Raw genomic sequence first — 23,548 nt, 5'->3', positions numbered from 1 at the left:
GCGTCGTCGTACCATTCAATGCGTTATTCCGTTTGTCCGCCAACAGCTGAACCAGCGAAGGCGTATCGATAGGGGGGCACTGCTCTCCATTTTGAATGGAGATCCATTCAAACGTCCCGATTCTCAATGGTTCTCTTAATGTTCTGTCTTCGGCTTGACTGCTTTTGGATTTGCGTGTGGGTGTTGTTCAGCTGGTGCACGGCGGCCCTGACGCACGCGGTTGACTATGTCGCCGACATCAAGCCGCTGTTGGAGGAGAAGTGTTTTGCATGCCATGGCCCTTTGAAGGCGCAGTCCAGCTTGCGGATTGATACCGCAAAATTCATGCTGCAGGGAGGCGACTCGGGTGCGGCGGTCGTGCCAGGCAAGCCCGACGAGAGTCTGCTGCTGGATGTGCTGACCGGTGACGCGGGCTACCAGATGCCACCGGAGAATGAAGGGGCACCGTTAACGCCCGAGCAGATCGACAAGGTTCGCGAATGGATTGCCAGTGGAGCCACCGCACCGCCGGACGAAAAGCCTGCGGAAGATCCAAAAACCTGGTGGTCTTACCAACCGATTGAGCGTCCGGATTTGCCGACGGTTGCCGACACGCATGGGTGTCTTAGTCCGATCGACTACTTTGTTCAGGCTGGTCGTGAATCCTCCGGATTGCCGCATGCGGAGCCAGCCGATCGGATGACTTGGTTGCGCCGCGTCTATTTGGATCTAATTGGATTACCTCCGTCCCGTGCTGAACTGCACAACTTTCTGCAGGATCAACATCCTGCTGCCTATGAAACGGTTGTCGACGACTTGCTCTCGCGGCCGGAGTATGGTCAACGTTGGGGACGCCACTGGATGGACATTTGGCGGTATAGCGATTGGTATGGTAGCCGGGGGAGCAATGAAATTCGTTACGGCCAGCGTCATCTTTGGCGATGGCGAGATTGGATCGTCCATTCGCTTAACGACGATGCGGGTTACGACCAGATGGTCCGTCAGATGTTGGCCGCCGATGAACTTGAACCGCAGCGTCCTGACGAGCTAGCCGCGACCGGTTATTTGGGACGCAATTGGTACAAGTTTGACCGCGATGTCTGGTTGTTCGATACCGTTGAACGGACGGGAGAAGCCTTTCTTGGTTTGACGTTTCGATGCTGCCGTTGCCACGACCACAAGTTTGATCCTATCACGCATAAAGAGTACTACGAATTCCGTGCTTTCTTCGAACCGCACGACGTTCGCGTCGATCCTGTTTCCGCAGGGACATCGCTCGAAAAAGACGGCGACCTGGGGATGGTGCTGAGCGATGGGATTCCTTTGGTTTACGACAAACCGAACGCTCCCCCGACCTATCGGTTCGAACGTGGCGACAGTCGCTACCCGGACAAATCCGACCCGCTGCAAGCTGGCGTCCCAGCGGCATTGGGGGGATCGTTGGACGTTGAAGCCGCTGATTTGCCTGTGACGGTTTGGTACCCCATGCTGCGTCCGGATGTGCGAAAGACATTGCTTGAAAAGACCGCTGCCGCCGTGACCACCGCAGCACAACAGCTTGCCCAATCCCGATCCGATTTGTCGGCGCTGGAGCATTCTGAAGCAGAGGTCCAGCAAGCGGCCGAGTCCGGAAACGCGAATAGCCAAGCCGCCGCACTTCCGGAGGCAGGCGAGGCCATCATTGACGAAGATTTTTCAACACAGAATTCCAAGTTATGGAAGAGCCAGTCGGGCACGTGGACCTTCGAAGAGGGCAAGCTGCTGCAAAACAGCCCGACCCACTTTGCGACGATCGTCGGCGATGAAGTCCTGCCGACAGATTTCGCTTTGCGGTTGCGGTATCGAACGCTTGCTCCGGGGAGCCTTCGCTCGGTCGGATTCAGTTTTGACTATCAAGACGCCGGGAATTCACAGGATGTCTATACCAGCGTCACTGATACCGGATCGACTGTTCAGGCTTTCCACCGCAGCGGCGGAAAGCAGAGCTATCCAAAAGCGGGAATCGTCGCCACACCGCTGGAAGTTGGGCAAGAAATTGTATTGGACGTGCAGGCTGCTGGATCGATGCTGACGATTGATCTGAACGGCGAACGCAAGCTTGAGTACTCAATGCCACTGGCCCGTCGCAGCGGCAGATTTGCGCTGTGGGCACATCAAGGAACCGTCGAGTTTTTGGGACTTAAAATTCATCGCATTACCGAATCCGAAGAGACCAAGCGGCAGCGTTTACGTGATGCCCATGATGCTGTGTCGCTGGCTGAACTGAAGCACCATGTCGCCGTGGCCCAGCACCACTCGATGGTAAAACGCATTGATGCGGAGGTCGCGAAATATTTCAGACAGTTTCCTGATGGAGCAGCCATCGCGGAATCGGAGGTCGATGCGGTTACGCAGCAATTAGCGCGGGAAGCCTCTGCGGCATCGGCAAATGTGGTGGCTGTCGAAGCCCGGTTGGAGATCGCGACAGGGACCGCTTCGGCGGAGCAGCTTGCCAAGGCGGAGGCTCGGTTGGCCGAAGCCTCAGAGATGGCGAAAGACCCAACGCGTGACCAATATGAACCGCTGGGCGAGCAGTATCCGCGAACGAGTACTGGCCGCCGGCGATCACTGGCTGAGTGGATCACCGATCGCGATAATCCACGCACTGCACGGGTTGCAGCGAATCATCTGTGGGGACGGCACTTCGGTCAGCCATTGGTCGCGACCACCGAAAACTTCGGCCTGAATGGACGCAAACCTTCGCACCCGGAACTGCTTGATTGGCTGGCCAGCGAGTTAATGCGTAACGACTGGAGGATGAAACCGCTTCATCGACAGATCGTATTGTCGGCAACCTATCGCATGGCCAGTCAAACACCTGCGGCGATGACCGAGCATGCGATCGCCGTCGATCCAGAGAACCGCTTGCTGTGGAAGATGAATGCGCGACGGATGGAGGCCGAATTGGTGCGCGACAGCGCGCTCCGTCTGGCTGCTCGTTTGGACAATACTTTTGATGGTCCCGTGATCAACGAAGATCAAGGTGAAGTCGTATTTCGCCGTAGCCTGTACTTTCGCAATACGCCGAACGAAAAGATGCCGTTGTTGGAGATCTTTGACGTCGCGGATCCCAATGCCTGTTATCGACGCCAGGAAAGTATCGTCCCGCACCAGTCCTTGGCAATGATGAACAGCAGTTTGAGTCTGGATGCCGCACGGATCATCACGGCCAAACTATGTGACGAAGAGGACTTTATTAACGCGGCTTTCGAAACGATCCTATCGCGAAATGCTACACCGAGCGAGGCCCAGCGCTGTCAAGATTTCTTGACAAAGCATGCGGCTTTGCTCACCCAAGCAACCGCCGAGAAGTTTTCAGGTTCAAGCAACGCTTCCCAGGCTGCGTCCGAAGATCCGATTCAACGGGCTCGGGAAAACCTGATCCATGTGTTGCTGTTACACAACGATTTCGTAACCATTCGATAGTGAATAAGGAACCGCCAACGATGCCTTCTGGAACATCAAGGTCCGCCTGCGGACGTGTTGAACGACGACGGTTTCTTTCCGATTTTGGACTCGGATTTACCGGGCTTGCACTCGGTGCGATGTCGCATCGCGATGCGCTAGGTTCTCAGGACGCCAAACCAGCGGCGGGGCAACCTCACTTTCCAGCGAAGGCGAAAAGCGTAATCTGGTTCTTTATGAATGGGGGGACCAGTCACGTCGAATCGTTCGATCCTAAGCCTGCCTTAAACAAATTTGCGGGGAAGACATTCGATGAATCGCCGCTGGGATCTGTGATCACCGATTCGCCGTACTATCGCGACAAGGTGCGCGATTTTGGGGAAAAGCCGCGGGCACTGATGTCGCAAGTTTACCCGTTGCAAGTCGGATACGGTCCGCGTGGTCAAAGTGGCATCGAAGTCAGTGACTGGTGGCCGCATGTGGGGGACTGCATCGATGACATTGCCGTCGTCCGTTCGATGTGGACGACCGACAATGATCACGCTGCGCAGCTTCAGTTCCATACGGGGCGGCATATCTTTGATGGCTTTTTTCCATCGATCGGATCGTGGGTGCATTATGGCCTGGGAAGCCTGAATGAGAATCTGCCGCAATTCGTGGTCATGGGGTCGCCGCCGGGGGATTGCTGCGGTGGTGTGGGAGCGCATGACGGCAGCTACTTAGGCCCACAGCACGCGGGCGTCCAAATGGCGTTGAACCCGGACAACCCGTTACCGTTTGGATCGCCTGGGAAGCAGACGAGCGTTCGTGAACAACGCGATCAGCTTGATTTGCTTGGCGATCTGCATCAGATGACCGCCACGCAGCGCCCGGACGATCAAGAACTGCAAGCCAGGATCAAGGCTTACGAACTGGCGTTTCGGATGCAGATGTCGGTTCCACAGATCGTCAATTTGAATCATGAAACGAAGCAGACTCAGACGATGTACGGATTGGACGATAAGAATACTAAAGCAATGGGGCGGCAAGCGCTGACCGCACGGCGACTGGTCGAACAAGGCGTTCGCTTTGTCCAAATCTATGACGGTGGCGGTGGCGGAGGAGGCTGGGATGCCCACTCTAAGCTGAAAGAGAATCATTCCCGCAACTGTGCGCGGGTGGATCAACCGATTGCGGGACTGATAAAAGATTTAAAGCAACGCGGGCTTTTGGAAGAGACGTTGGTCGTCTGGGCGACGGAATTCGGACGGACACCGGGCGCGGAAAATTCTGACGGCCGAGACCACCATCCCTACGGATTTTCGGTTTGGATGGCGGGGGGAGGACTTAAGGGAGGAATCGCACACGGAGCGACCGACGAACTGGGATTCCACGCCGTCGAGGACCGCCATTACGTGACCGACATCCATGCAACCGTTCTGCATCAGCTTGGGCTGGATCCACGTAAGCTGTCTTTGCCGGCACAAAAACGCTTAGAGATTGACTACGGGAATCCGATCCGAGAAGTGATCGCATAACCGGTTCGGCCCAGCGTTTCTTCCACCGTTGGCGAAGGCTGTTGAGAAGTCATCGTTCCCTTTTGGCGAGGGCAACCCGGTGCATGTTTTCGCCGGACTAGCTTGTTTCTCGAGCGATGTCGTGCACCGCTTTTTGCCCGCGAATCACGCTAATCTACGCGAATGCTGGTGATGTGCGATCGACCGCAACGTGCACCGTCGCCGCTCCACAAGTCGTCGCCGTGCAATGTTGCCCGCATCTCCATGTCTCCATGTCTCCATGTCTCCATGTCTCCTTGTCTCCTTGTCTCCTTGTCTCCTTGTCTCCTTGTCTCCTTGTCTCCTTGTCTCCACTGCCCCCGTTCCATAAACGCTTGGAATTCAGAGTTTCCCAGAACGTACCGACAAAAAAAGGGCTTCGAACGGTGGCCGTTCGAAGCCCTCTGGGATCGTTTACCACTCGCGACTTATAACGCGTTGGCTTGTTCTTTCAGTTTCTTCAGCGTCGCGGTTATTTCCGACTTGCTGGCTCCGCTGGAAGCTTGGGTTGCCAAGGTCCTTGCGGTTTCTTTCAGCGGATCGAGAGCTGGGTCATCAACCGCTTCGACGGATTCTGCCAAACCGGCCGCATTCACTCCAACGGACCGAGGGTTTTTCTCGGAAGTTGCAACGAATTCAATGACCATTTGTTTGGCATTGGAAACCATCTCGGTATTCGAAGGCGGTTCAACGTAGGTCCCTTTCGATTCACACGCAGGGACCGCCGATAGGACAACACCAAGTAGCAAAACGGTTAACAGTCGATTCAATTGAAGCTCTCTTGGAAATAGGTTGGATGAAGAATTTGGTACTGAAAAAACAGTTCGTGATGTGGACTGGAAACTAATCCAGTTGCACGACGTTGCCATCGCCTCGTGCAAGCAAGTTGATGTAGGTGGTTGTATCGATCGTTTCGCTCATGAAGCGAACACTTCCGTCAACCAAGCCCATCATGACGCCCGACGGGTGAAAACTACGAGCCGCGACACTGGCGTCGACGGAGTCGGGATTACTGCGCCAGCCCGTTCGGGGGTTGGTTTGGTCGTTGGACGAGTAGTGACTACAGTCCAATCGATTGGTTGCGTTGGGAGTATGGAAACCGGTTCCGGTACAAGTGGCGCCGGTGCCTCCGGAAAACAGAGGTCCCGTGGACCATGCCCAAGCTCCGCGATCATCGCCACCGGAATTCGATGCCATGATTTCGCTAGTCATTGCGACGTTAGAAGTTCCATCAAGGATTTCTTGGAACCCCGTTCCACGCTCTTGAAGAACATGGAACACACCGGCGAGGTTAGCGTTGGTTGAATCGGAGCGACGTAGGAGCCGCCCTGCACCGCTGTTCCCTGCATAATTGCCTTTGGAGAAACCGTTGTAATCCTGAGTCAAATTTGCCGCAGGGACGGAAGATGGGCATTTAAACATGTCCATTTCGGTGGTGACCACGGCGAGGTTATTAGGATGGCGAGCTGGCAGCCGAGAATCGTATTGATCGGCAAGGTTTTGCTGTTCCATGAACGGCAAAATCATGACCAACCAAGTCGCACCCCAACCGGCGTCGCGTGCATTTTCTGGAGGGAGCGTTGTCAGCGATGCGCCACTTGGTTCACGTTTCCAAATGGCTCCCGGTGGAAGCACTTTAAAGGTGTCGTGGTAGTTATGGAGCGCAATCCCAAATTGTTTTAGGTTGTTTGAGCAGCTCATACGACGAGCCGCCTCACGGGCTGCTTGAACTGCAGGTAAAAGCAATCCAACTAATACTCCAATGATCGCGATGACCACCAAGAGTTCAACCAGTGTAAAACCCGATCGCTTCGTTCGTACCATTTGTGATTTCCTAGAATATAAGACAGAAAAGAAGATCTTTGATAGCGCGGCTTGAGCTTTCAAGTCGCGTTGCGTAACCCGCGTGTAAAGACGTTATGAAAATCGTTTTCCAATGATTTGGCTGTAAATGAAGTCTTCCGATCGAAATGGGAAAACGTTTTACGGCAAGGAACGATTTAACGCTACGTTTCGAATTGGACTGTAGAGAGTTAAACGTAAAAGAACATTGGAAGTTCCTAAAATTCCACCATAAAAATGCCGTTTAAGTGAATTGAAGAAACGACGAACGGCGTTACGGGGGGCAGGAACCTCCTTGGGGAGTTCGCCGGCGTGCTTGCGTCGTAAGTCAGCGCACTCGGATGCTGGGCAATTAAGCTGCCCGGATCGAGTCCCCGCAACGGCCGCCAGCGGGCGCCTTCCAGTGCGTGCAAGAGCGAAATTTACAAGGGACGATCTATCCCGGTCGTCCTCGCTTCTTGCGTGGGCAGTGATCGCGTTGGGCCCCCGTTTGGTGGTGCCCTTTTCCCCGTGCGACGGTCTGTTGGGTTCGTCGGAAGAAAGCGGAGAAGGTTTGTCCCCTTTCGCGCGGGACGTGAAATGTAAAGGTGACTTATTGCCGGTCTGCCCGCGCTCTGGCGAGCGTCGCTACGTGACTGCCGTAGCTACCGTCGCCAGACGGTGGTTCCCGCTCGGAAACCGTCACCAATTAATTTCACGTCCCCTGGATGATCTTTTTCAGAATCGAAATCCCTAGTTCCAGCTCGGGTAGGCTGGGGCCGAATGAGAATCTCGCGTAGTTTTCAAAGATCGACAGATTCTTGGGACGCCGTTTCCCTGGGTTGATGTCGAAGTAGATGCCCGGGACCAAAATCAAATTGTTTTCGATCGCTTTCGCAAACAGTTCCGATCCCGAACGGAGGTTCTTGGGAAGGTTGCTTAGGTCTCCCCAGCAATAAAAGGAACCCTGTGGTGATTCGGTTTTGATCCCTAGTTTTTCCAGTTCGGTTTGCAGGAATTCGGCTTTGGTTTTGAAGTGTGCTTTAATCGCACTCGCTTCTTGGTCCGCATGTTCGCGAGTCACAATGTTGACGGCGGCATTTTGAATCGGATGGGAGGCACCGCCGTCCAGGAAACTGCCTGCCGAAGTGATCCCTTCGATAACGTTTTTCGGACCTAGCGTCCAAGAGATTCGGAACCCAGGGTATCGCCAGTTTTTGGTTAGTCCGTCGAAGACGATGATCGGGTCTTTGTTGACATCCTTGATATGTTCTGCGGCGGAAACCGAGGTGATTGCCGGATCGTAGATGTAGTGACTATAGAATTCATCAAATAGCATGGCACATTCCAGTTCTCTGGAAAGGTCGACCCATGCCTTCAGACGGTCGCCGCTGATGACTTTTCCGGTAGGATTCGAAGGGTTCGACAAGAGGATTGTGGAAAGTCCCTTGCCTAAGATTTCTTTGCGGAGGTCCTCTATGGAAAATTCGTAATGCTCATTTGGCGCGAGTGAGATCGGGATGGGGATAAAAGTCCCGAAACTTCCTAGCAGTTCTTCATAGGCGGTGTAGTCGGGCAAGAAGTGCCCAATATGGCTGGGACCAAGAGTCGAAACCAAGCGGGTCAGAGCCAGCCGTCCACCGCTGCCAATCGCGACATTCTCTGCGGTGTATTGGCTTTTTTTGCCCTGCCGATAACGCTCGTTATAAAGTTTGGCCACCGCTTCGCGCAGTTCCATGGTCCCGCCGACCGGGGCGTATTCATACGAATCAACGTCGATGGGAATATTGGTAAGACGCTGGGGGCAATTCGGGATGTCGTCAATTTCCGGAGCCCCTTGCCCGAAATTTGCCCAGGCCGAGCGATTTTTAAGATACCCTCGCTTGCTGGCTTCGGTCATCACGTAGATGACGCCCGTTTTGGGGACTGGCCGGAAAGCGTGTCGATCGGAGTTCGTGGTCAAAGGATTGCTTCGCTGAATGGTGTCTAGATGTGTCGCTGCGCGGAAAACCCGAAATGAATTAAACGGATAACACCAGTGTAGTTAAGGGGCCAATTCCGAGAATGCCACTGAAAGTCCCGCTTCTTCCCTTGCTCCCCTCGGTTTGTAACTCTGGTTGGGGGGCTGGGATGGGCGTCGCGGAACGGTGCAAGCCGGTTAACGAAGAAGGGGGCAAGGCATCGTTCGGGCAGGTTGCTGGCCGCACGATCTGTCGCTTGATCCCGTTTGAAATTTTTTCGTTCTTTGGGACACCTTGCCGTGGCTGGCACGACAAGATTCCCAAGACGTTTGTTGTCAAAGCGAGGTAGACGATTGGCGACCTAGTTGTCGCTGTAAATCGTCGTGCTCTCTTCTTTGGTGACAGGGACATGCGATTGATCGCTAGTAAGAATCGCTTGGATCTTGTACATCCCTGCGCGATTTCCACGAACTTTCAAGCGGTAGATTTCTTCTTGCTGCGAACTCAATCGAGTTAGCGGTTCGAAGGCGATCAACCCTTGGCCGTCGGTTCCTGCGTTTCGGTCGGCACTGATCAATTCCAAATCGGGAGGGAGTTTGATTTGTAGTTGGACGTTGCTGTCACCGCGGGATCCGCTGTTGCTGACGCGGATTTCGTAAGTCGTTTCGGCACCTAGTTCGACCGGGTCGACGCTGTCGGCGACCGAGAAGGAGAGTTCAGCCAACGTGTCGATGGTGACCATCTTTTCGGTTTTTTCACGGACGTTTAGGTCGCCGGTCAGTTCTAGACGGACCGCTTGTTCCCCTTCCTCGATCGGAAGCAAGGTCAGTGGAACCGAACCGTTCGCACCGACAGGCAGTTCGGAAAGGCTCCAGTAAACCGCATGCCGCGAAGGATCGTACTGCCCTTCGTTCTCGGTGCTGACAAAACTGAATCCGCGGTCTAGGTAGGCAACCACTTCGACGTTGGTGGCGTTGGCAGTACCGACATTGGCGACCGCGACGTTGTAAGTCGCTTGCCGTTCAAGATAGCGTTTGGAAGGTCCACGTAGTTCAACAGCGACCTGTGGGGCCACGACTTCGACGGCGACGGCATCTTGGACATCCAGTCCATCGTCGCTAATCAGGCGGACAATGTTTTCAATTTTCCCGGCGGCGGTTGCTCGCAAGCGAAGGACTTGGGTACGCGTTTCACCGGGACGCAGATCACCTAGAAGGTTATCCAACTGTCGACCTTTGGGATGTTCTAGCCCTTCAGGAACATCTTCTTGCAGGATGACACCACTGGCGGTTCCCGTTCCGATGTTCTCGATGTCGATTTCAAGTTCCAGTTGCTGGCCAATCAAGACGCGTTCTGGGGCTCGTTGGCGAATGCGTAGTTCCGGACGCGTGGCCATGGTGCGCACCGAGGCGGCCGCTTCAAAGGTGACGCGTGCGACGCTGCCCAGTTCGCCTTCAGATTCGGCGACCAGTTGCATCGTGATCGATCGTTCGCCACCTGGTTCTAGACCACCCAGCGACCAGGTTAATGCATCGGGTGTGCCTGTTGGCTGCGGCATCGCATCGACCAATCGCATTCCATCGGGAACCCGGTCATGAATCTGGACGTTAAACGCATCGGTGGTTCCGACATTGCGAACGTCGATTACGAAGGTTGCTGGTTTGCCAACCTTAATTTCTTCAGGAGCTCGTTTGTGGATCAGGACGCTGGGTGCTTGGGCGCCTTCCCAGCGACGGTCGCCAGGGCTTCCTTGCACGTTGCCTATTGCCGACGCCGCCTGAGTGTCGCGTGAAGCGACCGCAGCGATCGGGGCCGCGGCGGCAAGAGGAGCATAGGGCTGAGCTTGGGAGACGGCTGCTGCAGCTGCGGCTAGTGGTGCGGCTTGCGTAGCGGCAACGGCCAGCGGTGCCATCTGCGGAGCCGCGGCTGGTTGGGTGTCCGGGGATCCGTAAGCAGGAGGTGTTACTGCAGGAGGCGTTCCAAGGTTGGCGTTGGAGGTCGCATCCAAATCTTGTGGGGCGGATGTATTGGCATCGGCTGTTGCCGTGAATGGGCTGCCTGCGTCTGCGGCAGGAGCCATTGACGGCGAATCACCCATGGTCATCGCAGGGGCGTCGGTCATGGTTGGAGCGTCGGTCATCGTCATCGCGGGAACCGACATCGCGTCTGCTTCGTAATTCATGGTCGGCATCGCTGCAGCATCGGCAGCGGGCGGATTCATGCTAGGCATGGAAATCTCCGCTCCGTCACTTGGTCCCATTTGCATGGAGAGGTTCGCTTGCGGATTGTCTGCAGGGACGTCCAGTGGTTGTGTGTTTTCAGCAGCGAGTGCTTCAGGGGATGCCGCACCCATGTTCATCGAGGGCATATCCTCGGGCGCCGAACGCAGCATGTTTACGGGAGCAGCCGCGGGTTGTGCTTCGTCATCGGTAGGTAGATTCATGGCGGCCGCTGGAGGGGCCGCTGCGGAATCGATGGGCTGCATCGTCACGCCGGCTCCTGGCATCGCCATCGACGGTCCGTCCATTTCGCCCATATTCATTTCGGGCATCATTGCCGGATCGACGGGTGGTTGAGCGGCCGGAGGGGGGGCAGATTCCTCGTGTCCCGCCAACTGAACATTGTTCGTCGCAGGTTGAGGAAGCCCGTCGTTGCCACGATAGATCGCGGATTCGTTTTCCCATGGAGCATTGTCGAATGCAGTGATGGGAGCCGCCGGTGTGCCGTCCTGGAACTCGCGTTCCAATTCGGAGGTTACCGAAGAGCCGTCTTTCTGAGCCTGTACAGCAGCCAGAATACCTAAAAAGATAACACCGACTCCGCCGGCTATTCGAACGCCCAAGCGTTTCATCGCAGCAATTCCTTTGCGGGACCAACCAACCGCAGCCACATCCTTGGGCTGCTTACAGGTGGTCATAGCAAAATTTCAGGAATCGCTAAAGATCGAAATGGACCCGGCCGGCTTTTTTTGTTTGTTCGCGAAAGGAGCTGGAAAGCTGTTCCGTGAGAGCCGCCGCTTGGACGCGCCACGTCCAGTTCCCTTTGGCTTTACCCGGTAGGTTCATGCGCGCTTCATTGCCCAGCCCCAGTAAATCTTGCATCGGGATGATGGCGATGTCGGATCGCGATTGCAGGACGGCATCGATCATTTTTCGATGGACCTCCCCTTCCCCCTTGATGATTTCGGCCAAAGGATCGATTCCTTCGCGCGGCGGGCGACGGTTCTTATACCATCCCATCAAGGTGTCATTGTCATGAGTCCCTGTGTAGGCGGCCGATTCTTCGGGGAACTGATCGGGACGATGGAAATCGTCATCGACATTGTCAAACCCAAATTGGAAGACTCGCATTCCTGGGAACCCTAGGCTCTCGCGGAGTGCGTGGACTTCGGCGGTGATCATTCCGAGGTCTTCGGCAATGATTGGCAGTTCGCCAAGCGCCTCGCGGGCTGCCTGGAAGGGAGCTGCTCCGGGCCCCGGACGCCATGATCCTGCGACGGCGGTACGTGCCGACGCGGGAATTTCCCAGTAGGCTTCAAAGCCGCGGAAATGGTCGACACGCAGCAGGTCAAACTGACGCAGTGCGGTCGCAAATCGAGCGGTCCACCAGGCGTAGTTGGTCTCCGCGAGGACGTCCCATCGGTAGAGTGGGTTCCCCCACAGTTGACCGGTCTTGCTGAAGTAGTCCGGTGGGACTCCGGCGACCAGTGTCGGCCGGCCTTTTTCGTCGACGCAAAACAGTTCTTGGTTGGCCCACACGTCCGCACTTTCGTGAGCGACGAAGATAGGCATGTCGCCATAGATCAGGACATGTCGATCGTTGGCGTATTGCTTGAGCGCCACAAATTGGCGATCGAAAACGAACTGTAGGAATTTCGAATAACGAATGGAATCGGATAGTTCAGCGTCCCATTTGGCCAAAGCCGCGGGGTCACGTTTTACCAAGTCCTCGGGCCATTTCGACCAGTCAGCTTGCTGGAAGTGCTGCAACAACGATTCAAAGCGGGCAAAATCCTCCAGCCAGCTTGCCTGCTGTTCGCAGAACTGAGCAAAGGCCTGATTGGCTTCGTCGTTGTTGGCCTGATTGAAACGTTCGTACGCTAGGCGTAGCAACGGCATTTTGTGATCCGCCACAGCGGCGTAGTCGACCGCCGCGTCCGGTAATCCCTCGCTGGGCAAACGTCCGTTTGCCTCCGCCAGGTCCGAGCTTTCCAGTAGCCCTTTACGTACCAGTTCTTGCAAACTGATCAGCAGCGGATTTCCAGCGAAGGCTGAATAACAGCTGTAGGGGGAATTCCCCTCTGCCGGCGGACCCAGAGGCAGGATCTGCCAGATCTGTTGGCCAGCCTTTTGCAGAAAATCAACAAACGCATATGCCTGCGGTCCTAGGTCGCCGATCCCATCAGGGCCCGGCAAACTTGTAAGGTGCAGCAGAATGCCGGACGTTCTTGGAAACCGCATTAGATAAACCTACCGTTCCAGAGGCTTAACGCCCCAGATTTCGTCCGCGTATTGTTGGATCGTACGGTCGCTGGAGAACCAGCCACTATGGGCCGAATTGAGAATGCTCATTCGGTTCCATTTTTTCTGATCCTGATAAGTGGCTTCGACTTGCTGTTGGGCGTCGATGTAGCTGCGGAAATCAGCGATCGTCAACCATTGATCTTCGGAGTTACGGACGCCGGAGGTCAAGAGATCAAAAATTCCTGGCTCATTGGCGTTGAAGTGGCCACCTTCGATCAATTCCATGACCCGGCGGATATCCGAATCGGCAGAGATGATCTCGTTTGGACGATAGTCTTTACGGGTCTGTGTGACTTCGTTGGCGTCCATCCCGAAGAGGAAGAAATTTTCCTCACCCGCTTTTTCGCGGATTTCGATATTGGCACCGTCGAGGGTCCCGATCGTGAGGGCTCCGTTCATCATGAATTTCATGTTCCCGGTACCAGACGCTTCCTTCCCAGCGGTCGAAATCTGCTCGGACAACTCGGTCCCCGGGCAGATCACTTCCATCGCAGAGACACGATAGTTGGGGAAGAAAACCAATTTCAACAGATCGTTCTTGGGGTCATTGTTGATGACATTGGCAACGTTGTTGGTCAATTTGACGATCAGTTTTGCGATGTGATAACCAGGGGCTGCCTTGCCGCCAATCAGTACGCATCGAGGGACCATTCCCTGGGTTTCCCCACGGCGAATACGGTCGTACAGATGGACCACATGCATCACGTTTAGCAATTGGCGTTTGTATTCGTGAATTCGCTTTACTTGAACATCGAACATCGCGTTTTCAGGGAACACGATTCCCGTGTTTTCTTTGACGTATTCAGCCAGTCGTCGTTTGTTGGCAAGCTTTACCTCTGCCCAACGCTCGTGGAACGCAGGGTCGTCGGCAAAATCGGCCAATTTGGCCATCTCTTCTAGGTTTGCTTCCCACTGGTCGCCAATGGTGTCGTTCAACAAACCACGAAGTCCTGGGTTGCAGTGCGACAGCCAACGACGTTGTGTGACGCCATTGGTTTTGTTGTTAAATTTCTTAGGCCAGATTTTATAGAAGTCCGAGAACAATCCCGACTTCAGCAATTCGGTATGCAGGGCGGCAACCCCGTTGACCGAGAAACTGCCGACGATGCTTAGGTAAGCCATCCGGATGTGAGGATGGTCGCCCTCTTCGATCAAAGAAACGCGTTTGCGAATTTCTAGGTCGCCCGGATACAGTTTTGCCACTTCACCAAGGAAGCGTTCGTTGATTTCGTAGATGATTTCAAGCAGACGCGGCAGCAGGTGGCTGAACAGTCCAACGGACCAGCGTTCGAGAGCCTCTGGTAGGAGCGTATGGTTGGTGTAGGCCATGCACTCGGACGTGATCTTCCAAGCGTCGTCCCAGGCCAAACCATGTTCGTCCATCAGCAACCGCATCAGTTCAGGCACGGCACTCGCGGGATGGGTGTCGTTTAACTGGAAGCAGTTCTTCTTGCCGAAATCGGTGAAATCGTCGCCGTATTGGTTGACCCACTGAGCCAATACGTCTTGAAGGCTGGCTGAAACCAAGAAGTATTGTTGTTTCAGACGCAGTTCTTTGCCGTTTTCGCTGGCATCGTTGGGATACAAGACCATCGAAATTTGTTCGGCGTTGTTCTTTTCAGCAACCGCTTCGGGATAGCTGCCCGAGTTGAATTCAGCCAAATCGAAGACGTCGGTCGTGGTCGCTTTCCACAAGCGGAGGGTGTTAACCGTTTCGTTTTTATAGCCTGGGATGGGCATGTCAAACGGTAACGCCAGCAGGTCTTGGGTTCCAACCCAGCGGCTGTGCGGAACGCCTTCGGCGTCATGATATCGTTCGGTGTGACCGTACAGTTTGATCGTTCGGGTCGATTCGGGGCGTTTGATTTCCCAAGGATTTCCATCACGCAACCAGTGGTCGGGATCTTCCACCTGACGGCCGTTTTCGATGTGCTGGTGGAACATGCCAAATTCGTAGCGGATTCCGTAACCTGCAACGGGTAGTTCCAGGTTGGCACAGCTGTCCAGGAAGCAAGCGGCCAAGCGGCCCAAGCCACCATTTCCAAGGCCTGCATCCAATTCGGCTTCGGCGACTTCTTCCAGTTCGCACCCGTACTGCTTAAGGGCGCTTTTGACCGATTCGGCTAGGTCAAGATTCAGCACCGCGTTGTTTAGCGAACGGCCGAGCAAAAATTCAAGCGATAGGTAATGAACCCGGCGGCCAGTGCTGGACGCAAATCGCTGACGAGTCGCCTGCCACTGCTGGCAAACGCGATCGCGAACGGCCAAAGCAAGGGCTTGGTAGTAATATTTTAGATCCCCGTTCGAATTGGGGTGTCCCAGCGTGTAGCAAAGGTGACGTCGCATTTCGGTAGGCAACGGCCCCAAAATTTGTTCGTCGTTTTTGTCGAGGGCTGCCGGTTTCTGATCGAGTGTGTTGCTCATGACCGTCATCAAGTAGAGGAGTCGTTGCTAGCGAAAAAGAACTATTTAAAAAGCCGAGTCCCCGCAAAAGAGAGGATTCTTTTATCGGGAAAACAATTTCGGTTTTAACGGATTATCGTTTTGATTAGGCATTTCCGGAAGTTCCACCGGAGACCGGAACTGCATTCTCTAACAAGCCTAGGTTGCTGTCGACAACCATGCTGAACCATCCACCGGGCAAGGCTTGTTGGGGGCGATTGTGCCGCACAAAGGTGTCGTTAACGGAAGATTAGCTCGCGTTTTTAGGCATTTGCTTGCAGTCGACGTGAAACCGAGATTCGTTTTCGAGGAATATCGATTTCCAGAACTTTGACTTTGACGACGTCGCCGACCGAAACAATTTCGGCAGGGTCGCTGACATAGGTGTCGGCTAATTGGGAGATATGGATTAATCCGTCTTGGTGGACTCCGATGTCCACGAAGGCTCCGAAGTGCGTGACATTGGTGATCACCCCCTCCAGGATCAGTCCTGGTTTGAGGTCCTCCATCGTGTTGACGGTATCATCAAACTGGACGGCGCGGAATTCACTACGTGGGTCGCGTCCCGGCTTCCCAAGTTCACTTAGAATGTCTTGAATGGTCGGCATTCCAAATTTCTTGTCGACGAAATCGGCCGCTTTTAATTTGCTGCTGAGGGTGGCATTCCCTACCAATGCATCCGTTTTGGTTTGCAGTTGCTGAGCCATCTTGGCGACGACCGGATAGCTTTCCGGATGGACGGCAGAATTGTCCAGCGGTTCGTCGCCTCCTCGGATGCGCAAGAAACCAGCCGCTTGCTCGAACGCTTTTTTTCCTAGCTTGGGGACTTTGGTCAGTTCCTTGCGGTTGCGGAAACGTCCGTTCTCGTTGCGGTACTGAACAATGTTCTCGGCGATTTTAGGGCCGATGCCAGCCACTTGAGCTAGCAAGGGAGCACTTGCCATGTTCAGGTCCACGCCGACGCGGTTAACGCATGACTGGACGGTTCGATCCAGGCATTTTCGTAGTAGGCTTTGGTTCACATCGTGTTGGTACTGCCCTACCCCAATCGATTTGGGATCCGATTTGACCAATTCAGCCAACGGGTCTTGCAGTCGCCTAGCGATACTGATCGCCCCCCGAACGGTGATGTCCAAGTCGGGAAATTCTTTGGCGGCAAGTTCGCTGGCCGAGTAGATCGATGCGCCCGCTTCGCTGACCATGACCTTGGTGACCGCCAGATTGTGATCGCGGATCAATTGGCCGACAAAGGCATCGGTTTCTCGCGAGGCCGTTCCATTGCCGATCGCGATCAGTTCGACGTGGAATTTTTCGATGAATCGCAGCAAGACCTTCCCGGCCCCATCGGTGTCCTGTTTAGGAGGTGTCGGATAAATCGTGGTGTTGCTGAGGAATTGCCCCGTTTCGTCGACCACTGCAATTTTGCATCCGGTTCGGAAACCAGGATCGATGCCGATCGTGACTCGAGGTCCCGCCGGTGGGGCCATCAATAATTCATGCAGGTTCTTTCCAAACACGTCGATCGCCGATTCGTCGGCGGCCGCTTTCAGCGATTGCAAGATCGCCGATTCGGTTGCGGGCATTAACAATCGTTGATAACAATCTTCGACCGTTTCCAGCAGATCCTGTTTGAACTCTGCGGGGGGATTCGCGACCAGTTTTGATTTTAGTTCTCGCAGGACGGGGGCATCATCGACTGAAATTCCGACGTTCAAAACCCCTTCGGATTCTCCACGCAGCATTGCTAGCAAGCGGTGTGAGGGGATTTTTTTTGCCGCTTCATTGTGGTCGATATACAGTTCAAATTTCGCGGCTTCCTCTTTCTTGCCACGTTTGACCTTCGAGGCAATGCGTCCTTCCGATTGAGCTTTCTTGGCTAGCCAGGTTCGGGTTTCAGGTGTTTCCGACCATTGTTCGGCGATGATATCCATCGCTCCTTTGAGGGCCGTTTCGGTATCGGGGACCTCTTTGTCTGAATCGACAAACGCCTTAAGGAATTGCTCTTTGCTTTGGTTCAATGAGGTCAGCTGCAGCAATTGATCGGCTAGCGGTTGCAGCCCTCGTTCGCGCGCGATCGTCGCCCTGGTACGCCGTTTTGGCTTGTACGGTAGGTAAAGCAATTCCAGTTGTTGAATGTCGGTGCAGGCATGGATCTGTTTCCGCAGGTCATCGGTCATCGCACCTTGTTGTTCGATACTTTTTAGGACCGTGGATCGCCGGGCGGCAAGATTCTGTTGTCGTTCCAGGGCATCTTCAATAGCTCGCAGTGCGATTTCATCCAGCCCCTGCGTCACTTCTTTTCGGTATCGGGCGATAAAGGGGATGGTATTCCCGGATCCCAGCAGGTCGACGGCTGCCAGTACCTGTCGCTCCGGTAGGTTCAGTTCGGCAGCAATGATTTTGGCGAAGGCACCAAGGTCGGTCGAAGCAGAGGAAGTAGCAGCCATAGAAGAAAACCAACGCAGGATTAAAAATTCAGAGGAAAAAGATCAGCCTGCGTGCGAGCACACGCGGTTTGTCAAACGGTGAAGTCAGCCTTGGACGCTCAAGCGGCTTCGATGGCGGTTGCCAGAGGAAGGTCCAGAATGTTTGCTAGGCTTTTGGCGATTCCCAAAAGGGTGCGGTCACGAACTTGAGTTTGCCGTGCTGCCCAGGCCTGATTGAGGTGGATTTCAACGCCGATGTATTCATCTTCAGAAAATTGATCCCTCAAGGATTTAACCAAGCTGTCGCGGCGGCCGCGAAAGGGATAGTTACGACGAACCCGTACCCACGGGAGGATATCGTACATTTCTTCGTACCAATCAAGACAAAGTTCTAGTTCTTCGTCTCGACGCGAGTCGTAGGCCAAACCGATATCCGTCCGCCGGGGGCCTTTCCTCCCCACGGGAGGAAAGGTTCGCACGGCCACGTGGATCACGTAGGCGTGCCGCGTCAGCAGATGCTCGACCTTGTTGCGAACTTCGCGGCGGTACGGTTTATAGAGCCTTTCGGCCAGCTCGGACCGCAGTTCTGCAGGCTGCTTTTTGGTATACTTCGATAGCAGGTGACGATGGTGCAATGAATGATTCACGTCGATCGCAAGTCGAGTAAACTGGCAAGCGACCAGCGGTGAATTTGTCAGTCGCGAAAGCCACGTTGCCGCGGTGCGAGCGCCGTGGTCAAATCCACGAGATGTCGCTAAATCCTGCCTAGCCTTAACGCTTGAAAAAGCGTCGGCGATGAAACGGGGGACCTCGGTACCTCCGTTTTCGCAGGAAATCAGCAAGGACATACGGTCGCTCAGACACGTGGCAATCAATCGTTACATCAAATCAACCTGCATTTTGCGGGATTTTGGCTCTCGACGCTAGACAAATCTATAAGGAAAACAGGGGGTACCCCCCCACAACTTGCTCTGATGCTGAATTTTGCTTCCCCTGAACGTTGGATATGGTTGCTAGCGGCGATTCCAATCGTCGCCTGTTTTTTCCTGCGTTCAAGACGGAAGTCGCAAGCCATTGCCACTTTACAGTTCTGGGACCAAGCATTTCATGATCAGCCGCCTCGATCTTGGGGCGGGCCTTTGCGGTATGTGGGCAGTTTGTTTCTGCAGTTGCTGATTCTTGGAATTCTGGTCTTTGCATTGCTAAATCCACAGCAACCTGTCGATTCCGCGTCGCAGAAGCATTTGATTTTTGTGCTGGATCGGTCGGCTAGTATGCAAGCGACCGACGGTTCGGGCAGTCGCTGGCAGCAAGCACTGGCAGCCATCGATGCCGAATTGCGTTCGGTTACGGACGGTCAACAGGTCGCATTGTTGGCGACTGGCCAGCCGGTTCAAGTGATTGTCGGAATGTCCGATTCCGCAGCCGCCGTACGCGACCGTTTGCCCACGCTGAAATCGGGGGACGGGCCCACCGATTTACTTGCCGCGATCGAAATGGCTTCTCGTTTAGCTCCGGACCAGTCTTCTGTCGAGATTGTCGTTGTGACCGACGGGGCTGGTGGGACCTGGGTTGCTGAACGCTTGGAAGAATTTGAGGGGGTAAGAATTCTTTCTGTCGGACGCCCGGTCGCGAACGCCGGGATCACTCAGTTTCAGGCTCGCCGGTCCTTCAACGATCCGTTGGGCGTTACGGTCATGCTGGAGGTTGAATCGTTCATCGACGCGGCAGACGCTCCCATTTCGGGACGCGTGCATCTAGAGCTGGAGGGAGAGTTGTTGGATGTCTGGCCGATCGAATTGACCGGGAGAAAAGTTTGGCGAAAAGATTGGCAGCATGTGACCGCGAACGGTGGCAAGTTGACGGCTCGGTTGGAAATCTTTGCGGGGACCGATGGACTGGCTGTCGACAACGAAGCCTTCGCTTATCTGCCGCCGCGGCCTTCCGTTCCTGTCAATTTGGTGAGTGAGGTGCCAGCTACCTTTGTCGCAAATGGTTTGCGGTCGATCGCTGGCGTTGAATTATTCGAATCGATATCACCGCTTTCTCCTCGGCCTGCCAACGGGGTGACCGTTTTAAATGGCGTCGTCCCCAATCCACTCCCCGCGGGGCCACTGTTGGTTCTAAATCCACCAGCCGCTTCGCCGTTTTGGGAGCTTGGCGATTCGATCCCCCAGCCTATTGTGGAAACTCAAGCCGATTCGTCTCCGCTGCTGAGCCATGTTCATTTGGTCAACGTGACTTTGCCAGAGGCTCGTGCACTGCGCTTAACGGCACCCAATCATCAGCCGCTGCTGAAGGCCGCGGGGAATCAAGTGATGATGGCGGTCCAGCGTGTTCCGGATGGTTCGAATCCGCAAGCGGGAGGGCTGCGGCGGATGGTTCTGTTGTCTGGAAATATTGAAGCTGGCGAATTGCCGATGCGAGTTGCCTTTCCCATTCTGCTAAGTAATTCGATTGACTGGCTTTCATTGCGATCGCTGGAGTGGACGCCTTCGCTGCGGACCGGGCAAGTGATTCAACGGCTTGGTACGGACGGTCAGGTCTCGATTGGTCCTTGGGAAACCGTTGGCTGGCATTCACTGGAACGCTCGGGGGCCTCGGTTGGTTCGGGGGCGGTGCAAGCGGCTGAAACAGAGGTGGCCACGGCACCGATTGCGGTCAACCTGGCCAGTCGCACTGAAAGTAACTTGCTGCAGGATCGTCCTGAAATCGACCGGCCTGCACAAACATCGCGGAAACAACCTGTTGCCTATTGGTGGTACATCATTGCGGCCTCGATTGGTTTGCTTGTGATCGAATGGGGATTCTATCAACGCAGGATGGTGGGCTGAATGGATTCGTGGCATGGCGGTCAATGGCAATGGGTTTTGCCACAGTGGTTCATTTTGGCAGCGGTTCTTGTGCCGTTGTTGGTCTGGTTTCATGTGCGCAGCCTTAGTGCGTTCTCGCGATCGCAGCGGAGGATCAGCCTTACACTTCGGATCCTGATTGTTTTGGCCTTACTGTTGGCATTAACGCGTCCATCTTTGCTGGAACCGACTTCCCGTCAGATGGTGGTTTACGCCGTCGACCAAAGTCTAAGTCTGGATGCCAGTGGGACCGAAGTCGCAAATCGGTATTTGGAACAGGTGGTTGCTGCGGGGGAGGAACGCTCGGGGCTGGAAATTCGTTTTCTGCCCTTTGCCGGGCAGCCGCATGCCTTGCTGGATTCCTGGCAGAATGCCTCGGATGCGGGGCGTCAGGCAGGAGGGAACGCCGAGGATGTGGGGACCGATATCGAAGCGGCATTGGTTGCTAGTTTGGCCGCCATACCGCCCTCGTACGTGCCTCGTGTCGTGCTGTTGTCCGACGGCAATGCAACGCGTGGTCGTTCTGCGGGCTTGCTTGCCAATCGCAATGTTCCCGTCGATACGGTTCCTTTACCGGTCCGCTCCGAACCTGAAATTCAAGTTGCGGAAATCAATGCTCCGGTCCAGGTGCAGCAAGGTGAACCATTTTCATTAGAAGTGGTGGTCAATGCGAACATTCGAGCGACAGGCCGGATTGATCTGTTTGCCGACGATATCCGAGTTCCCGAGCAGGCCGATTCGGTTTATCAGTTTGTTCCTGGCGAGAATCGGTTTCGTTTCCAACAATCGATTTTAAACCAGCGCCAACGGACCTACGTTGCTCGCGTTGTGGACGTCGACGATGTGGACACCTTGCTGGACAACAATCAGGCAACCGCAATCGTTGGCGCGGCGGGGAAACCTCGTGTGCTGTTGCTGGATCCCGATGTGGAGCAAATGGATCCGTTTCGCTGGGCATTGGCTGAACAGCAGATCGAGGTCGAAGTACGGCCGCCAAGTGGAATGCCTTCGAACCTATCCGATCTGCAAGCCTTTGAATGTTTGATCCTATCCAATATCTCAGCGACCGATCTGACGCTTGAGCAGATGGAGTTGGTGCGGACTTATGTGCAGGATTTGGGAGGCGGATTGATCATGTTAGGCGGCGATCAGACCTTCAGCCTGGGCGGTTTTTATAAGTCTCCTCTGGACGCCGTTTTGCCGGTGCATAGCGATATCGAAAAAGACCGTGAGAAACCGGGGCTGGCCATCATGTTGGTGATTGACCGGAGTGGTTCGATGGGGGGCGAGAAAATCGAGCTGGCGAAAGACGCGGCGGCTGCGGCCGTCGAACTGATTGGACCGCGGGATTCGATCGGAGTTTTAGCATTCGATAACGAAACCTATACGATCAGCGAAATCCGGCCCGGAAGTGAATCAGCAGCGATTTTGAAGCAGATTTCTAAACTGGACGCTGGCGGCGGCACCAATATGTACCCTGCGATGGAGCAGGCCTTTCATGCCTTGGCCGCAACCAATGCCAAATTGAAACATTGCATCCTTCTGACCGACGGGATCTCGGAACCGGGAGCCTTCCCTACCCTGGCCGCCGAAATGGCTCGGCAACAGATGACCGTGACCACGGTCGCGATGGGAGAAGGCGCCGACTATCCGATGTTGGAAGAAATTTCACGGATCGGAGGCGGACGACATTATGTTTGTGCCGACCCGCAATCGGTGCCTCAGGTCTTCGCAAAAGAAACCATCCAAGCCAACCAGACCGCTTTGAACGAGCTGCCTTTTCTCCCGCTGGTTAACTCCGACACCCCGGCACTGGAAGGTATCGATCTTGACCTGGCCCCGTTGTTGATGGGGTATGTGGTGGTAAAACCGAAAGCGACCAGCGAAGTCATTCTCACCACCGAAGAGGGCGATCCGTTGTTGTCCTGGTGGCGGTTAGGGCTGGGGATGTCGGTAGCGTTTACCAGCGATGCAAAAAGCCGGTGGGCGTCGGAGTGGCTTGCATGGCCCGAATTTGGAACCTTTTGGGCTCAGGTCATTCGACATGCGATGCGGCAGAATGAGAGCGATGATCTGCAGGTGAAAATTCAACGCGATGAGGATGTGGCTGAATTCGCGGTCGACGCGGTGACTCCCGACGGCGATTTTTTGCTGCAGGCAACCGGTTCGCTGACGATTTTGGATCCTCTGCAAACGCAAACGGTTTTGCCGCTTCAGGCTTTGGCGCCAGGACGATACGGAACCCCGTTTTCGACGGAACAACAAGGTACTTACCAGTTGGAATTGTTGGTCACGCCTGAAAAGGGAGAACCGATTCGGCAGTCTCGTTCGCTGGTGGTTGGCTATCCCGCGGAATTGCAGCTGCGTCCCTTGGGTGAAAAAACACTTCGAGAAATTGCTCGGACGACGGGAGGCATGTGGAACCCATCGCCTTTGGAATCATTGCGACCGGCTGAGGGGATTGCCATGCGGGCGATGCCGATCTGGCCCTGGCTGGTCATGCTGGCGATAGTCTGCTGGGTACTGGACGTGGCTTCGCGGCGGATCGAATGGTTGCGCTGATTC

General features: G+C 54.9%; 12 protein-coding genes. 4 read left to right on the top strand and 8 right to left on the bottom strand.

Annotation, left to right across the window (positions count from 1 at the left end):
- Positions 1 to 138 precede the first annotated feature (138 nt).
- Entirely contained in the window at positions 139 to 3,444 is a 3,306-nt protein-coding gene (locus tag FF011L_RS18060; RefSeq protein ID WP_218932713.1) for a PSD1 and planctomycete cytochrome C domain-containing protein, read from the top strand.
- Positions 3,445 to 3,464: 20 nt separating this feature from the next.
- Positions 3,465 to 4,940, top strand: coding sequence for a DUF1501 domain-containing protein (locus FF011L_RS18055; protein ID WP_145352995.1), 1,476 nt, complete (start codon positions 3,465 to 3,467; stop codon positions 4,938 to 4,940).
- A 446-nt stretch (positions 4,941 to 5,386) separates the two neighbouring features.
- Here the strand turns inward: FF011L_RS18055 and FF011L_RS18045 are convergent, their stop codons facing one another.
- The 8 genes from FF011L_RS18045 to FF011L_RS18005 form a co-directional block, all read right to left on the bottom strand.
- On the bottom strand, positions 5,387 to 5,728 hold the full coding sequence (locus FF011L_RS18045) for a hypothetical protein (RefSeq protein WP_145352991.1): 342 nt from the start codon (positions 5,726 to 5,728) through the stop codon (positions 5,387 to 5,389).
- 73 nt (positions 5,729 to 5,801) lie between these two features.
- Positions 5,802 to 6,782, bottom strand: coding sequence for a DUF1559 domain-containing protein (locus FF011L_RS18040; RefSeq protein WP_145352989.1), 981 nt, complete (start codon positions 6,780 to 6,782; stop codon positions 5,802 to 5,804).
- 712 nt (positions 6,783 to 7,494) lie between these two features.
- Positions 7,495 to 8,742 (bottom strand): pyridoxal phosphate-dependent aminotransferase, encoded by a 1,248-nt coding sequence (locus FF011L_RS18035; RefSeq protein ID WP_218932712.1) that lies wholly within the window; start codon positions 8,740 to 8,742, stop codon positions 7,495 to 7,497.
- A gap of 359 nt (positions 8,743 to 9,101) precedes the next feature.
- The gene (locus FF011L_RS18030; protein WP_246109490.1) at positions 9,102 to 11,657 is read right to left on the bottom strand and encodes a hypothetical protein; all 2,556 of its coding nucleotides are present in this window, start codon (positions 11,655 to 11,657) and stop codon (positions 9,102 to 9,104) included.
- Between the two features lie 19 nt (positions 11,658 to 11,676).
- On the bottom strand, positions 11,677 to 13,200 hold the full coding sequence (gene malQ, locus FF011L_RS18020; protein ID WP_145352983.1) for a 4-alpha-glucanotransferase: 1,524 nt from the start codon (positions 13,198 to 13,200) through the stop codon (positions 11,677 to 11,679).
- Positions 13,201 to 13,209: 9 nt separating this feature from the next.
- Complete coding sequence (locus FF011L_RS18015) at positions 13,210 to 15,687, bottom strand: glycogen/starch/alpha-glucan phosphorylase (RefSeq protein WP_145352982.1); 2,478 nt, start codon at positions 15,685 to 15,687, stop codon at positions 13,210 to 13,212.
- A 281-nt stretch (positions 15,688 to 15,968) separates the two neighbouring features.
- Positions 15,969 to 18,152: a Tex family protein gene (locus tag FF011L_RS18010; protein WP_145352980.1), complete on the bottom strand. Its 2,184-nt coding sequence runs from the start codon at positions 18,150 to 18,152 to the stop codon at positions 15,969 to 15,971.
- A 98-nt stretch (positions 18,153 to 18,250) separates the two neighbouring features.
- On the bottom strand, positions 18,251 to 18,979 hold the full coding sequence (locus FF011L_RS18005; RefSeq protein WP_145352978.1) for an N-formylglutamate amidohydrolase: 729 nt from the start codon (positions 18,977 to 18,979) through the stop codon (positions 18,251 to 18,253).
- A 126-nt stretch (positions 18,980 to 19,105) separates the two neighbouring features.
- On the opposite strand from FF011L_RS18005, the gene FF011L_RS18000 reads away from it, so the two are divergent.
- Positions 19,106 to 20,965: a vWA domain-containing protein gene (locus FF011L_RS18000; RefSeq protein ID WP_145352976.1), complete on the top strand. Its 1,860-nt coding sequence runs from the start codon at positions 19,106 to 19,108 to the stop codon at positions 20,963 to 20,965.
- Entirely contained in the window at positions 20,966 to 23,545 is a 2,580-nt protein-coding gene (locus FF011L_RS17995) for a VWA domain-containing protein (RefSeq protein WP_145352974.1), read from the top strand.
- Positions 23,546 to 23,548 lie beyond the last annotated feature (3 nt).

The sequence above is a fragment of the Roseimaritima multifibrata genome, from assembly GCF_007741495.1.
GTDB lineage: Bacteria > Planctomycetota > Planctomycetia > Pirellulales > Pirellulaceae > Roseimaritima > Roseimaritima multifibrata.
This window is presented reverse-complemented; position numbering and strand designations above follow the sequence as displayed.

What these genes read in the sequence shown, in the direction of transcription:
- FF011L_RS18060 (WP_218932713.1), top strand. Translation starts at nt 139, where the DNA reads ATGTTCTGTCTTCGGCTTGACTGCTTTTGGATTTGCGTGTGGGTGTTG.
- FF011L_RS18030 (WP_246109490.1), bottom strand. Translation starts at nt 11,657, where the DNA reads ATGACCACCTGTAAGCAGCCCAAGGATGTGGCTGCGGTTGGTTGGTCC.
- FF011L_RS18010 (WP_145352980.1), bottom strand. Translation starts at nt 18,152, where the DNA reads ATGGCTGCTACTTCCTCTGCTTCGACCGACCTTGGTGCCTTCGCCAAA.
- FF011L_RS18055 (WP_145352995.1), top strand. Translation starts at nt 3,465, where the DNA reads ATGCCTTCTGGAACATCAAGGTCCGCCTGCGGACGTGTTGAACGACGA.
- FF011L_RS18015 (WP_145352982.1), bottom strand. Translation starts at nt 15,687, where the DNA reads ATGAGCAACACACTCGATCAGAAACCGGCAGCCCTCGACAAAAACGAC.
- FF011L_RS18040 (WP_145352989.1), bottom strand. Translation starts at nt 6,782, where the DNA reads ATGGTACGAACGAAGCGATCGGGTTTTACACTGGTTGAACTCTTGGTG.
- malQ (WP_145352983.1), bottom strand. Translation starts at nt 13,200, where the DNA reads ATGCGGTTTCCAAGAACGTCCGGCATTCTGCTGCACCTTACAAGTTTG.
- FF011L_RS17995 (WP_145352974.1), top strand. Translation starts at nt 20,966, where the DNA reads ATGGATTCGTGGCATGGCGGTCAATGGCAATGGGTTTTGCCACAGTGG.
- FF011L_RS18005 (WP_145352978.1), bottom strand. Translation starts at nt 18,979, where the DNA reads ATGTCCTTGCTGATTTCCTGCGAAAACGGAGGTACCGAGGTCCCCCGT.
- FF011L_RS18000 (WP_145352976.1), top strand. Translation starts at nt 19,106, where the DNA reads ATGCTGAATTTTGCTTCCCCTGAACGTTGGATATGGTTGCTAGCGGCG.